This window comes from Microbacterium sp. JAI119, assembly GCF_013410135.1.
In the GTDB taxonomy this organism is placed as follows: domain Bacteria; phylum Actinomycetota; class Actinomycetes; order Actinomycetales; family Microbacteriaceae; genus Microbacterium; species Microbacterium oxydans.
This window is the reverse complement of the sequence record NZ_JACCCK010000008.1, coordinates 67,900-80,277: the sequence shown is the minus strand read 5'-3', so window position 1 is coordinate 80,277 and position 12,378 is coordinate 67,900. Positions and strand designations below refer to the sequence as shown.

The following is a 12,378-nucleotide window of genomic DNA, read 5'->3' as shown; positions in this document are numbered from 1 at the left end:
CCCGCGGCTACCGCAACCGGCACAACTACCGGCTCCGCATGCTCCTCGCCGCCGGCGGACTCACCCCATGACCCCCACCGGATGTCCGAAGAGCCGGATTACGAGTTGGGCGTGCACGTCGTGCTCGCCGGTTTCCAGGTCAAGCACGTCTACGACACCCATGTGAACCAGGAGGCGCTCCCGTCCATCCGCCGTCTCCTCACACAGCGCACGCGCTGGGCGCAGGGCAACATCCAGTGCGTGAAGTACATCGGCGAAGTGGTGAAGTCTCCTCATGTCGACAGCGCGGGTGTGATCGAGACCAGCTACTACCTCGTCCTCCCGTTCCTGCAGATGCTCGGCGCGCTGTCATTCACGATCCTGGTGGGTGCGCAGGTTTCGCTGTTGATCCAGGATCCCGCTCAGGTGCAGCTCGCGCTCGGCAGCGTCCTGGGCCTCGTCGGACTTCTCTCGGTGTTCTCGATCGCCCCCTTCGCTGTCTGGGGCTTCGTCTACAAGGTGCGCTGCGAGCCGCAGGCCAGCTGGTTCACGGCCCTGATGTGGGGGCTGGGTGTCTGGCTCTACGTGTATTACATGTACATCTGCATCGCGCGGGCCTTCCTGCGCATCATGCGCCGGAAGAACGGCTGGGCGAAGACGCGACGTAATGCGGAAGCGCACGTCGTCGTCGGGGGCTCGGTCGCCGTCGAGGTGTGATGCGGGGGACGCCCGTTCCGGCGAACTCACGGCTCGCAGCCCCCGCACGAGCGAGATGCGAAAGACTGGAGGCATGACTTCGCCTGCACTCGACACCCTCCTGGCCCGCATCGTCGAGAGCGGACTGCTCGAGGATCCGATCGCCGAGAACGGGCTGGTGTACGGGCGCGCGATCATCGACGCCGCCGGTACGACCGTCAACGTGAACGTCGATCCGGAGCTGGAGGACGTCCAGAGCGATGACGTGGATCATGAGGCGCTGGTCGCGGCAGTCGCCCGCACCCTCTCGGTCGGGGAGTCTCGGTGGCGCTCGGTGATCGACGAGATCGTCGCCGACATCGAGGATGCCGTCGACGACGAGCCCGTCGCGGAACAGATCGACCTGCGCGATGATCTCGAGGCCACCTCGGTCGTCGTGTTCGCCGACGCGGTGCTTCTCGCCTTCCTCGCGCCGAAGCAGTTCCCCGAGTCGCGCATCCTCGTGCAGCTCGACGAGGACTTCGAGGTCGACGGCGTCGAGGTGCGCGACCTCGACGGCTCGGAGACGATCGACTTCGACACCCTCGACGACCTGCTCGACGAGATCAGCCGCTCCGACAGCTGATCTGCTGAGTGCCGACCTCCTGCTGATGACCGCGGATCCTCGTTCTGCTGCGTCTTCTCCGTATCGTGTCGGGGGAGCAGCACGCGTGGTGCTGTCCGTGCTGGGCGCGATCGTTGCGGGGTTCGCCGTCGCCTGGTGGGTGACCACGGTCCAGCGGATCCCCGTGAGGTCCGACGCCGACCTCGCATCCGTCTCGTTCGGCTTCCCTCTTCCGTGGGTCTCGCAGGACCATTCGTCCAACCCTTTCGCCACCTATCCGGCAGAGGTGGTTCTGCGCCTGACCGGTCGAACGGGCATCGCCTATCCGACCGAATACGAGTGGTTGCCGTTCATCGCCGATGGTGTGATCTGGGGCGCGGCGTTCTGGCTGGTGGGCATGGTCGCTCTACCCGCATTGATGGGGATGTTCCGCCGGGAGTAGGACTCAACGCCCGCAGGCGGAACGCGCCGATCGCAACCGGATCGCGTAATGGTGCCGCGACCTTTCACTCCTGTACGCAGGAGAGAACTCGATTCGACGGTGTTCCGTCGAGCGTTGCGGAAAGGCAGACCTGAATGACCAGCCGCGTGATCGTCCGCAGCACCTGTGCAGTCCTCGCCGTCGGCGCGGCACTCGCGATGAGCGCCCCGCTGACGGCCGCCGTGCCCGTCGCCGCAGCAGCGGAGCAGTCCGCACTGAATTGGGTGGTGAACACGAGACCAGAAGCGCCGAGCGCGGATGTGCTGCGGTCGGCCATCGAAGGCGCCGGCGGGGAGCTGTTGATCACCTATCCCGAGATCGGGGTGACGGTCGCCCGCGCACCCGACGGCGACTTCCCCACTCAGCTCGAGAGTCTCGCCTGGGTCCAGTCCGTTGGCCCGACCCGGACGTCGACCGATCCGGACACGCCGACCGCACCCGGGCCACCGATCGCCGGCGACACGACGGAGCCGACGACGATGCCGGCCGAGGGCACCGCGTGGAACACCGTCGCCATCGGGGCGACGTCACCGTCGGGGAAGGGAGTGGTGGTAGGCATCGCCGACAGCGGCATCGATACCGGACATCCGGACCTCGCCGGCCAGATCGACCCGGCGTTGTCCGTCGGCTGCACCGTCAACGGCGTACCGGACACGAGACCCGAGGCGTGGCAGCCGGGAACCGACGGCGCGAGCGCGCACGGCACGCACGTGGCCGGCAGCGTGGCGGGAGCGGCGAACGGCACCGGCATCGTCGGCGTCGCCCCTGACGCGCGCGTCGCCTCGATCAAGGTCGTCAACGACGACGGCCACATCTACCCGGAGGCCAGCATCTGCGCGACCATGTGGGCTGCTGACCACGACATCCCGATCGTGAACCACAGCTACTACGTCGACCCCTGGTACCTCTGGTGCGCTGATGTCGACTCACAGGGTGCGGCTCTCGAAGCGCTCCGTCGCGCGTACGCCTACTCCCACGACCAGGGCGTGCTGAACGTCGCCGCGGTCGGTAATGAGGGTCAGGATCTCGCCACCATGAGCACGGATGAGATGAGTCCGAACGACGGGACGCTCGAGCCTCGGCCGGTGAACTCCTCCTGTCTTCAGGCACCTGGCGCGCTGCCGGGTGTCATCGCCGTCGCTGCCGCGGATCAGGACGAGGCGACGGGCGCGATCGTGCGTGCGGGATTCTCGAACTACGGTGCGGGCAAGGTCACGGTTACCGCGCCGGGCTTCGTGTGGTCAGCAGTGCCGCGCCAGGACGACGGCTCCGTCTACGCGCTGTATCCCGGAACGTCGATGGCGTCCCCGCACGTGGCCGGGGTCGCCGCCCGCATCCTCTCGGAGACTCCAGGTCTCACGCCGGACCAGTTGACCCAGCGCATCACGGACACGGCGGATCCGCTCGCTGGGCTCAGCGCGGACCGGGTCGGGGCAGGACTCGTCGACGCCGGAGCAAGCTCGACTCCGGCGGTCGGCGTCTACTCGAAGGTCGCCCTCACCGGGCAGCCGTTCCGCGTCAACGGCAGCGGATACCCGGCGAACACCACCGTCGACCTGAAGATCGGCGACGCTGTCGAGAAGGTGCGTACCGACGGCGCCGGTCGCTTCGCCACCGTCTTCGACGTTCCCGCGGACGCACCCCTGGGGGAGGCCACCCTCACGGGCGGAAGCGCATCCGCCCCGGTCATCATCCGCGAATCCCCAGCGGCTCCGACTGTGGTCACCCCCGTCGCCGGATCGACGGTCTATGCCAAGAGCACGAACATCACGGGCACGGGAGTCCCCGGCTCTCTGGTGCGTGTGCACGTCTTCGTCGGCGAGCTCACGCCGTTCGTCCGGTTCGTGCAGGTAGGCATGGACGGTCGGTGGTCGACCACTGCATCACTTCCGCAAGGGGATTATGAGCTGACGGCGCGCACGTTCGTCGGATCGGACATGTCGGCCGTGACAGCCCCAACGAAGTTCTCCGTCCATACGGCATCCGCAATGTCGTACTCGGTGCAGATCGCCCCGCAGGCGGGCGCTGATGACAGCCTGATCCTTCTCGACCTCACGAACGCAGGGGCGTCGGGCGGGGAGGCCGTGGTGGACATCGACCTCGCCGACTACGACGGCTTCGAGGTCCCGGTGCCCCCGACAGGCGAGGTCGAGCGCACCGACAGGGGCCTGCGTTGGAAGCTCACGCTCGATTCGGCGCAGAAGGTTCAGCTGCAGATCCCGGTGAGTGCCGGCGCCGGTGACCTGTCGTTCCCGGTGATCGTCGTGAAGTAGCGCGTGCACGGGCGAAGACCGGTCCACTGTCTGCATATCCCTGTGCGATCGGCTTCGCCCCCCTACCCGTGGAGAGTGCGGCTGCGACGGGTCCGGGAAGATCCCCGCCGCAGCCGCGTGCTTGATTGCGGACCAGATGGTGAGCCGGGTGGCTTCACCGTCCGCCTGCGTGACGGATCCCCATCCTGTCGACGCGCCGAGCAAGCGTGGCATGAGCAAGACGACGAACGGGTGAAGTTCTTACGGTCGGTCGTCGGACCTCGCCCGCACCCGCCGCCAACGATGAGCGATGCCCGTGTCAGAGCCACTTCTTGTACTTGAACACCCCGAACAGGCCGACCGCGAAGGCGAGCATCGCGCCGATGGCCATCGGGTAGCCGAAGGCCCAGTGCAGCTCGGGCATCACGTCGAAGTTCATCCCGTACACGGTGCCGACGAGCGTCGGGGCGAAGATGATCGCCGCCCAGGAGGAGATCTTCTTGATCTCGTCGTTCTGCGCCAACCCGGCCTCGGTCTGACGCCGGGCGACCAGTGCGGAGTGCACGGTCAGCGCGTTCTCCAGGATCGCCCGGAACGAGTCGATCTTCTCGTTGACACGGATCGTGTGGTCGAGCACATCGCGCAGGGAGCGCTGCAGCTCCTCGTCGATGCGGTACTTCGCAGAGCCCCGACGCAGCCACTCCAGCATGCCGTTCAGCGGATGCACCGCCCGCTGGAAGTTGATCACCTCGCGGGACAGCTCGTAGATGCGGCGGGAGAGCGCGCTGTCGTCGTCGCCGTCGCCGAAGAGCTGGTCCTCGATCTCGTCGATGTCGTTCAGCAGCCCTGCCACGATCGGCTCGTACCCGTCGACGACCTCGTCGAGGATCGCGTAGAGCACGGCCTCCGGTCCCATCGCGAGCAGCTCGGGGTTCGCCTCCATGCGGGCGCGCACGGCGGCGAGGTTCGGGGATTCGGCGTGCCGGATCGTCACCACGAAATCGGGGCCCACGAACAGGTGCAGCTCGCCGAACTCGATCGACTCCTCCTTGTCGCGGTACCGGGCGGGGCGGAGGACGGCGAACAGGGTGTCGCCGTAGCGCTCCACCTTCGACCGCTGGTGGCCGGACAGGGCGTCCTCGACGGCCAGCGGATGCAGGTCGAACTCGCGAGCGACGGACGCCACTTCCTCCGGGCTGGGTCGGTACAGGCCGATCCACGCGATGCCTCCGGCGGCGTCCAGCATCCGGTAGGTCTCGTCCAGGTTCTTGGGGGTCTCCACGCGACGTCCGTGGACGTACACGCCGTTGTCGATGAGGGCCATGATCGGCTCCGTTCTCGCAGGCGCACGGCAGCGGAGAGCTCCGTGCGCGGTTCGTCAGGGGGCGGATGACGCCGCCGACGGCTGCGGGGAAGGACGTGCGAAAGCGGACCAGAGGGTCAACGCGCTAGCGCAGGGAGTCTCGACGCAGCGAAGGCGGCGTCGTAACTATCACCGGACATCGCCATCACCACCTTTCGGGACTCGTCGGGCCGAACGACCCAAGGGGTCAGCATACTCCTCGATGCTGAGCGCCGGCCCCGCTGGGGCTGCCTCGACCCGTCGGCTATCAGGATCCGCCTTCGTTCGGGTCGAAGGCGGATCCTGATCTGCCGACTCGCGGCGCCCCGACCGCAGTCGGGTGATCGGGCGTGCGGCCCGGTTCAGTCAACACCGTATAGCGACCTTTGTCCAGGGTCGATGGACGATGGTCGGAGCTTCGGTGGATCAGACGAGCGTGACGACCTCGCCGCCGCGAGCTGCCGAAGCCTGGGCGGCCTTGGCGATCTCGACGGTACGGATGCCCACGCCGGCGTCGGGCTGCGGCTGGCGTCCCTGGCGCACGGCGTGCACGAACTCGTCGAGCAGGAGCGCGTCGAGGTCGGCGCCCACAGGGTTCCATGTCTCGCCGCGCGCATCGTGCCCGGCGACGCCCTTGGCGAAGGGGCTGACGGTCACGGTGCCGCGCTCGGCGATCACCTGCAGGGTGAGTCCACCCCAGGTGGCCGAACTCATCGGCCAGCTCCAGGAGCAGTCGATCGTGGCGATGACCCCACTCGGGTACTGGATCGTCACCAGGCCGCCGGTCTCGACCTCGAGGTCGCGCTCCGCATGCAGGATCCCGTTCGACACGGCGCGGACGGACTGGGCACGTTCGCCGAGCAGCTCGTCGAGCAGATCGGCGCAGTGCACGACATGGTCGACGAGTGCGCCGCCCCCCGCCAGCTCCGGATCCGTGAACCAGGTCCGGTCCTGCGGAAGCTTGCCGTTGTTGATCCCGGTGACGCCCAGCACCGTGCCGAGGCGTCCGCTGCGCAGCTCGGCGATCGCATCGCGCACGCTCGGGGCGAACCGCACCGGATAGGCGACCATCAGGATCACACCGGCACGCTCGCACGCCTCGCGCATCGCGATCGCATCCTCGACCGTCGTGGCCAGGGGCTTCTCGCACAGCACGTGCACCCCGGCGGCGGCCGCGCGCTCGACGAGGGCGCGGTGTCGGGAGTTCTCCGCGGCGATCACGACCGCATCGGGTTTCCAGGCGAAGGCCTCGTCGTAGGTCTCGACGTAGGCGACACCGAGCTCCGCCGCCAGTGTCGCTCCTCGGGGTGCGTCGTCGGGCGCCGTGGCACCGTCGGGGTCGGCGGCGATCAGCTCGACGCCGGGCATCGCGTTGAGCGCGTGGACGTAGCTCAGAGCGTGCGTGTGCGCGAACGAGAGGACGGCGATCCGCAGCGGGGTGGTGGCGGTCATCGAGTGGCCTCCTCGGCCGTGCGTGCAGATGATGTGGGAGTGGTGACGGTCAGAGCGACCGGGGCGCCGGAGGCGATCGAGGCGTACGCGCCCTCGGCGACGGCGACGGCCTCGATTCCGTCCGCCGGGCTGACCCTGGCGTCGCGCCCCTCGCGCAGGGCGGCCACGAAGTCGGCGATCTCGGCGAAGTACGGGCTCTCCTGCGGCGACATCGGCGGCAGGTAGTCGGTGTCGGCTTCGGGAAGCACGGCGTCGGTGCGCAGCGCGTTGTCCTCGGCGCTGTCGTAGCGCAGGCGACCCTCCGACCCCGCGACCTCGACGCTCGTGCGGAACGGCATACCCGGCGCGACCCAGCTGCCGTGGATGTGACTGATGACGCCGCTGCGGTGCGTGAGCACGACGTGTGCAGTGACCGGTGCGGGCACGCGGTCGTCGACGGTCGGCGGGTTCTGTACCGTGTAGACCGACTCGACGGGTCCGGCGAACCAGACCGCCTGGTCGATGTCGTGGATCATCAGGTCGCGGATGACACCGCCGCCCGCGCGCTCCGAGAAGAACCACGGGGTCTGCGGGGCGGAGCCTGCCCGACTGAACCGCTGCACGGCGAGCGTGCCGATCCGACCGGCGTCGATGCCCGCCTTGATCTGGGCGTACTCGCCCATGTACCGAACGACGTGGGCGGGGAACAGGCGCACGCCCGCTTCCTCGGCGGCGCGGGCGACGGTCGCTGCGATCTCAGCCGTCTCCGCGAGCGGCTTCTCGCAGATCACGTCGAGCCCGCGGGCGATGGCGCGCAGGGCGAAGTCGGCATGCGTGCTGCTCGGGGTCACGATGTCGACGATGTCGACCAGGCCGATGAGAGTGTCGACATCGTCGACGAGCTCGAACCCGTACTCCGCGGCGATCTCCTCTGCTCCGACGAGCGAGGTGACGTAGCCTTCCACCCCGAGCGCCCGCCAGGCGTCGGCGTGCACGCGGGAGATCCCGCCCGCGCCGATGAGTCCGACCTTCAACGTGCTCACTGCTTCTCCTCGGTTGTCTCGTCGGTCGGGTCAGCGGCTACCGAAGGTGCGACCCGCAGGGGGGTGATCGGCGGAGCCGGCATGTCCTCGATGCCGTAGATCTCGGCGGCGAGCCGCTGGAACGCGTGCACGACCGCTCCGTGGGCGGCGGCTTCGGCGCCCAGGCGCGCTTCCGCGATCGGCACCTGGAACGGCAGGCCGAGGTGGCCGGGCAGTGCCGCGCGCAGGGGGTCGAGCAGCTGCTCATGCGCGGCCGAGAGTCCACCGCCGATCACGATCATGGCCGGGTCGACCGTCATGATCAGGGTCGCGATGCCATGGGCGAGCTCGCCGATGAATCCGTCGAGCTCCTGCTGTGCGGCCGCGTCACCGCCGCGCGCCTTCGCGAAGACCTCGGCAGCGGTCGGGGCGGTGCGCCACGTGATCTGGCCCGTCTCGGTGTTCAGTCCCCGGAAGGCGAGGCGGCCGATGTCGCCCGCAGCGTTGTGGATTCCGCGGCGCGGGCGTCCGCCGAGGATCAGTCCCATCGCGATGCGATTGCCGACCGACAGGTAGATGACGTCGTCGACGAGCTGCGCGACGCCGAGGTGATGCTCGGCGACGGCCGCGAGACGAACGCCGTTGTCCACCGCGACGGGGCAGCCGAACGCCTGGCGCAGCTGGGAGCCGATGTCGATGCCCGACCACTCGGGGATGACGACCGAGGTGGTGACGCGCCCCGTGTCGTCGACGATGCCGGGAAGCGAGACGCCGACCGCGCGGACCTTCGATCCCGGGATCGAGACCGCGGAGAGCGTACCCCGCACGTCCTCGATCACGGCAGCCAGCTTGGACGCGCCATCGGGCCGCTCGGCCACGCCGGGGAAGCTGCGCTGCGCGATCACGTGTCCGGCCAGGTCGGCCAGCACGACCCGCACGCTCGCGACGCCGATGTCGACGCCGACGACGGTTCCGGCGGCGGCGTGGAACGAGTAGCGGCGGGCCGGTCGACCCGCGCCGCCGGCGTTCTGCGCGGGGGCGTCGACGATCAGACCGGAGTCGGTCAGGGCAGTCACGGCATTCTCGACGGAGGTGCGCGAGATCTCGAGGGAACGAGACAGATCGTTGACGGTGGCGGGGCCGGAATCACGCAGCTGCAGTGCGGATCGAGCAACGATCGAAAGCGGACCTGTCACGGCCATGTGCTGCCCCCTCTTCTCCGGCTTCGTTGCGATCAACGTCGGGTGCGATCAAATTAGCACACCGAATTCTCAGATCAAGCTTTGTTGTTCTCGAACCGGAAACACCGCTGAAACACGGGCCTGAGAACTTGTACTTGACGAATTATCCCATTGCAGTGTCATAATGAACCGTACTCAGCACGGTATAAGCAAAGGAGCACCATGCGCGTCAGCAAGATCACCGGCGTCGTCGCGGGATTCGCGGCCGCCACCCTGTTGGCCGGATGTTCGGCCGGCGGAGGCAACACCGCAGAGGGTGAGCAGGACATCACGGTCTGGCTCTACCCGGTCATCGCCGACGAGGCGGTGCACAAGGACTTCTGGGACTCGACGATCGCCGACTTCGAGAAGCAGAACGAGAACGTCAACGTGAAGTACGAGATCTTCCCGTGGGCCAACCGCGACGAGGCGCTGCAGACGGCGATCGCCGCAGGCAAGGGGCCCGACGTCGTCTACCTGATCCCCGATCAGCTCGCGGCGTACCAGAAGTCGATCGCTCCGCTCAACGATCTGCTGAGCCAGGAGCGACAGGACGACCTGCTGCCGAACGTGAAGAAGTCGGTCACGCTCGACGGCGACATCCTCGGCGCGCCCATCCTCACCAGCGCCCAGCCCCTCATCTGCAACACCGCCGCCTTCGAGGCCGCCGGTGTCACGGAGTACCCCGAGACCTGGGACGACATCACCGCGATGGCGCCGAAGTTCACGGAGAAGGGCATGTACGCCCTGAACTACCCGGCATCGGCCGAGAACACCCTGAACCTCACGTACTACCCGCTGCTGTGGCAGGCCGGTGGCGAGGTCTACACCAAGGACGGCGACGTCGGCTTCGACAGCAAGGAGGGCGTGCAGGCGCTCACCTTCCTCACCGACCTGGCAGAGGCTGGTGCGCTCGACCCCGAGGCGCTCACCACGAACGTGCCGCTGGAGCAGACCGCGGTCGCTCAGGGCAAGGTCGCCTGCACCTGGAACAACGCGGTCAACGAGGTCGTGCCGTTCTGGGGCGAGGAGAACGTCAAGGTGCTGGCGCCGCTGACCGAGAAGGAGTCCGTGGCCTACGGCACGGTCGGCTCGCTCTCGGTGCTCAAGGGCTCCAAGGCGCAGGACGCGGCGGCCAAGTTCGTCGAGTACGCCACCGGTGCGGACGTCGTCGAGCCCTACCTCAAGGCAGCCGGCTACTTCTCGGCGCTCAGCACCACCGAGCCTCTGTACGCGGATGACCCGCTGCTCGGCGAGGTGGAGAAGTACGTCCCGGACACCACCGTGGGTGAGCTCAACGCCTCGTCCCGCGCGCTGATGGGTGTGCTCGCCCCCGAGATCCAGGCCGCCCTCCTCGGCGACAAGTCTCCCGAGGACGCACTGAAGGATGCCGCGACGGCTGCGGCTCCTCTGATCAAGAAGTAGTCGATCGAGAAAGTAGTCGACCGGGGGCATGCGGAACCCGAACTCCGCATGCCCCCGCACCCTGTCCCTCTCCCCACGTGAGGTAGCACTGATGACCACGGCAACCACGGCGAAGAAGCCCGCAGGGCGGGTGACGAGGCTGATCGCACGACGCGAGGCGCGGATCGCTTTCCTGTTCGTGCTCCCCGCCTTCCTCCTGTTCATCGCCTTCCGCTTCGGCCCCAGCATCGCCGGTGTGGCACTGAGCTTCTTCGACTACGACATCACCGGCGAGATCTCCTGGCGGGGTCTCGACCACTTCCAGCGCATGATCGCCGACCCGCTGTTCTGGCGGGCCATGGGTACGACACTGATCTATACGGTGTTCGCCGTGCCGATCGCGCTCGTGCTCTCGACCGTCATGGCCCTCGGCGTGCGTCGGGCCTTCCGGGGCGCGCGCTTCTTCCGCTCGATCTTCTTCCTCCCCGTCATCACCTCGCTCGTGCTCGCCGGGTCGATCTTCGTCTGGATCTTCTCCGCCAACGGGCCGTGGTCCGCGCTGATGACTCCGCTGGGGCTCGGCGGCTCCTGGCTCGGCAGCACCGTGCTCGTGATCCCCGCCATCGTCGTCGTCGGCGTCTGGTCGCGGTTCGGCTACGGGATGATGATCCTCATCGCCGCGCTGCAGGACGTGCCGCGCGAGCTCGAGGAAGCCGCTCTGATGGACGGCGCGAACGCCTGGCAGCGCTTCCGCTACGTGATCCTTCCGGTGCTGCGGCCGACCTTCTTCTTCCTCGCGGTGATCGAGACGACCGCCGCCTTCCAGGTGTTCGACGTCATCTACGTGATGACTCAGGGCGGGCCGGCGAACGCCAGCTACTCGCTCGTCTACATGCTCTACGACCAGGGCTTCCGCTACTTCGACTACGGCTACGCGGCCGCGATCGGCGTGGCCCTGTTCATCATGACCCTCGTCGTCGCGCTCATCCAGCGCCTGGTGATCGGAAAGCAGAAATGACCGCTCTGATGCAGCCGCCGACGCCGACCGAGACGTCCACGACCCCGAAGCCGGCCAAGACGTCGTCGAAGCAGCGCCGGGCGTATCGTGCGCTCCAGCCGACGGGGTGGGGGATCGTCGGACGATGGATCTGGCTGAGCCTGGCGGGGATCCTCAGCTTCTTCCCGTTCTACGCCATGGTCGTGCTGAGCCTGAAGCCCGGCATGGTGGTCGAGCTCCCCGGCTCGCTGCTGCCCTTCCAGGACATCTCGTTCGACGCCTACGAGCAGGTGCTCGCGGGGCAGAACATCCTCGGATGGCTCGGCAACACCCTCATCTACTCCCTCGTCTCGGTCGTCGCGGTGCTGTTCCTGTCGGCGCTCGCCGGCTACGCCTTCGCCAAGAAGCGGTTCCGCGGCAAAGAGGTGATGTTCTGGTCGTTCCTCGCCATGGTGATGGTGCCGTTCCACGTGACCCTCATCCCGACGTTCATCCTGATGGCGAACCTCGGCGGTGTCGACACCTACTGGGGCCTCATCCTGCCCTCGCTCGCCAACGCGCAGGCCGTGTTCCTGATGCGGCAGTTCATCTCGGGACTCCCGGACGAGCTGTTCGAGGCCGCCCGCATCGACGGCGCCGGCGAGTTCCGCATCTTCCTGCGGATCGTGCTGCCGCTGTGCAAGCCGATCCTCGCGACGCTCGGCATCTTCGTCTTCCTGTGGCACTGGAACGACTTCCTGTGGCCGCTCATCATCGCGAAGTCCAACGCGATGTTCACACTCACCGTCGGCATCTCGTCGCTGCAGCAGCAGAACGTTCCGCTGAGCACCATGCTCGCCGGTTCGGTCGTGGCGCTGCTGCCCATCTTCCTCGCGTACCTCATCGCTCAGCGGTACGTGCAGGAGGGCGTGGCCGGTACGGGCATCAAGGGCTGAGAAGAAGGGAAAGCA

11 protein-coding genes are annotated in these 12,378 nt (G+C 67.7%); 7 read left to right on the top strand and 4 right to left on the bottom strand.

All coding sequences use genetic code 11. The features are described 5' to 3' along the window. The 4 genes from HDC31_RS19655 to HDC31_RS19640 form a co-directional block, all read left to right on the top strand. Window positions 1-696, top strand: a 696-nt coding sequence (locus HDC31_RS19655) for a glycosyltransferase family 2 protein (RefSeq protein WP_218867956.1), incomplete at its 5' end; no start/stop codon positions are given. Between the two features lie 73 nt (window positions 697-769). Further along, entirely contained in the window at window positions 770-1,300 is a 531-nt protein-coding gene (locus HDC31_RS19650) for a hypothetical protein (protein WP_061016051.1), read from the top strand. An 85-nt stretch (window positions 1,301-1,385) separates the two neighbouring features. Beyond that, window positions 1,386-1,721, top strand: a complete 336-nt coding sequence (locus HDC31_RS19645; protein WP_113680073.1) for a hypothetical protein — start codon at window positions 1,386-1,388, stop codon at window positions 1,719-1,721. A 134-nt stretch (window positions 1,722-1,855) separates the two neighbouring features. Beyond that, window positions 1,856-4,033: a S8 family serine peptidase gene (locus HDC31_RS19640; protein WP_179516443.1), complete on the top strand. Its 2,178-nt coding sequence runs from the start codon at window positions 1,856-1,858 to the stop codon at window positions 4,031-4,033. Between the two features lie 298 nt (window positions 4,034-4,331). Here the strand turns inward: HDC31_RS19640 and HDC31_RS19635 are convergent, their stop codons facing one another. The 4 genes from HDC31_RS19635 to HDC31_RS19620 all read right to left on the bottom strand — a co-directional run bounded on the left by HDC31_RS19635 (window position 4,332) and on the right by HDC31_RS19620 (window position 9,009). Continuing rightward, complete coding sequence (locus HDC31_RS19635; protein ID WP_045263009.1) at window positions 4,332-5,336, bottom strand: magnesium and cobalt transport protein CorA; 1,005 nt, start codon at window positions 5,334-5,336, stop codon at window positions 4,332-4,334. Between the two features lie 444 nt (window positions 5,337-5,780). Continuing rightward, a complete protein-coding gene (locus tag HDC31_RS19630) occupies window positions 5,781-6,806 on the bottom strand; it encodes a Gfo/Idh/MocA family protein (RefSeq protein ID WP_179516442.1) in 1,026 nt (341 codons plus the stop codon). After that, complete coding sequence (locus HDC31_RS19625; RefSeq protein ID WP_113681143.1) at window positions 6,803-7,828, bottom strand: Gfo/Idh/MocA family protein; 1,026 nt, start codon at window positions 7,826-7,828, stop codon at window positions 6,803-6,805. The genes HDC31_RS19630 and HDC31_RS19625 overlap by 4 nt, the downstream gene beginning before the upstream one ends. Further along, window positions 7,825-9,009 (bottom strand): ROK family transcriptional regulator, encoded by a 1,185-nt coding sequence (locus HDC31_RS19620; protein ID WP_179516441.1) that lies wholly within the window; start codon window positions 9,007-9,009, stop codon window positions 7,825-7,827. Before HDC31_RS19620 ends, HDC31_RS19625 begins: the two co-directional genes overlap by 4 nt. A gap of 201 nt (window positions 9,010-9,210) precedes the next feature. Here HDC31_RS19620 and HDC31_RS19615 point away from each other — a divergent pair, with 201 nt between their 5' ends. The 3 genes from HDC31_RS19615 (at window position 9,211) to HDC31_RS19605 (ending at window position 12,363) form a co-directional block, all read left to right on the top strand. Then, on the top strand, window positions 9,211-10,452 hold the full coding sequence (locus HDC31_RS19615) for an ABC transporter substrate-binding protein (protein WP_113680801.1): 1,242 nt from the start codon (window positions 9,211-9,213) through the stop codon (window positions 10,450-10,452). A 91-nt stretch (window positions 10,453-10,543) separates the two neighbouring features. Next, window positions 10,544-11,449 carry a carbohydrate ABC transporter permease gene (locus HDC31_RS19610; protein WP_046748129.1) on the top strand — a complete coding sequence of 302 codons (906 nt, stop codon included), beginning with the start codon at window positions 10,544-10,546 and terminating at the stop codon, window positions 11,447-11,449. Continuing rightward, on the top strand, window positions 11,446-12,363 hold the full coding sequence (locus HDC31_RS19605) for a carbohydrate ABC transporter permease (protein WP_058631077.1): 918 nt from the start codon (window positions 11,446-11,448) through the stop codon (window positions 12,361-12,363). The genes HDC31_RS19610 and HDC31_RS19605 overlap by 4 nt, the downstream gene beginning before the upstream one ends. The last annotated feature ends 15 nt before the right edge of the window (window positions 12,364-12,378 follow it).

Coding starts and splice junctions, on each gene's coding strand:
- HDC31_RS19605 (WP_058631077.1), top strand. CDS start 11,446: ATGACCGCTCTGATGCAGCCGCCGACGCCGACCGAGACGTCCACGACC.
- HDC31_RS19620 (WP_179516441.1), bottom strand. CDS start 9,009: ATGGCCGTGACAGGTCCGCTTTCGATCGTTGCTCGATCCGCACTGCAG.
- HDC31_RS19640 (WP_179516443.1), top strand. CDS start 1,856: ATGACCAGCCGCGTGATCGTCCGCAGCACCTGTGCAGTCCTCGCCGTC.
- HDC31_RS19635 (WP_045263009.1), bottom strand. CDS start 5,336: ATGGCCCTCATCGACAACGGCGTGTACGTCCACGGACGTCGCGTGGAG.
- HDC31_RS19610 (WP_046748129.1), top strand. CDS start 10,544: ATGACCACGGCAACCACGGCGAAGAAGCCCGCAGGGCGGGTGACGAGG.
- HDC31_RS19650 (WP_061016051.1), top strand. CDS start 770: ATGACTTCGCCTGCACTCGACACCCTCCTGGCCCGCATCGTCGAGAGC.
- HDC31_RS19615 (WP_113680801.1), top strand. CDS start 9,211: ATGCGCGTCAGCAAGATCACCGGCGTCGTCGCGGGATTCGCGGCCGCC.
- HDC31_RS19630 (WP_179516442.1), bottom strand. CDS start 6,806: ATGACCGCCACCACCCCGCTGCGGATCGCCGTCCTCTCGTTCGCGCAC.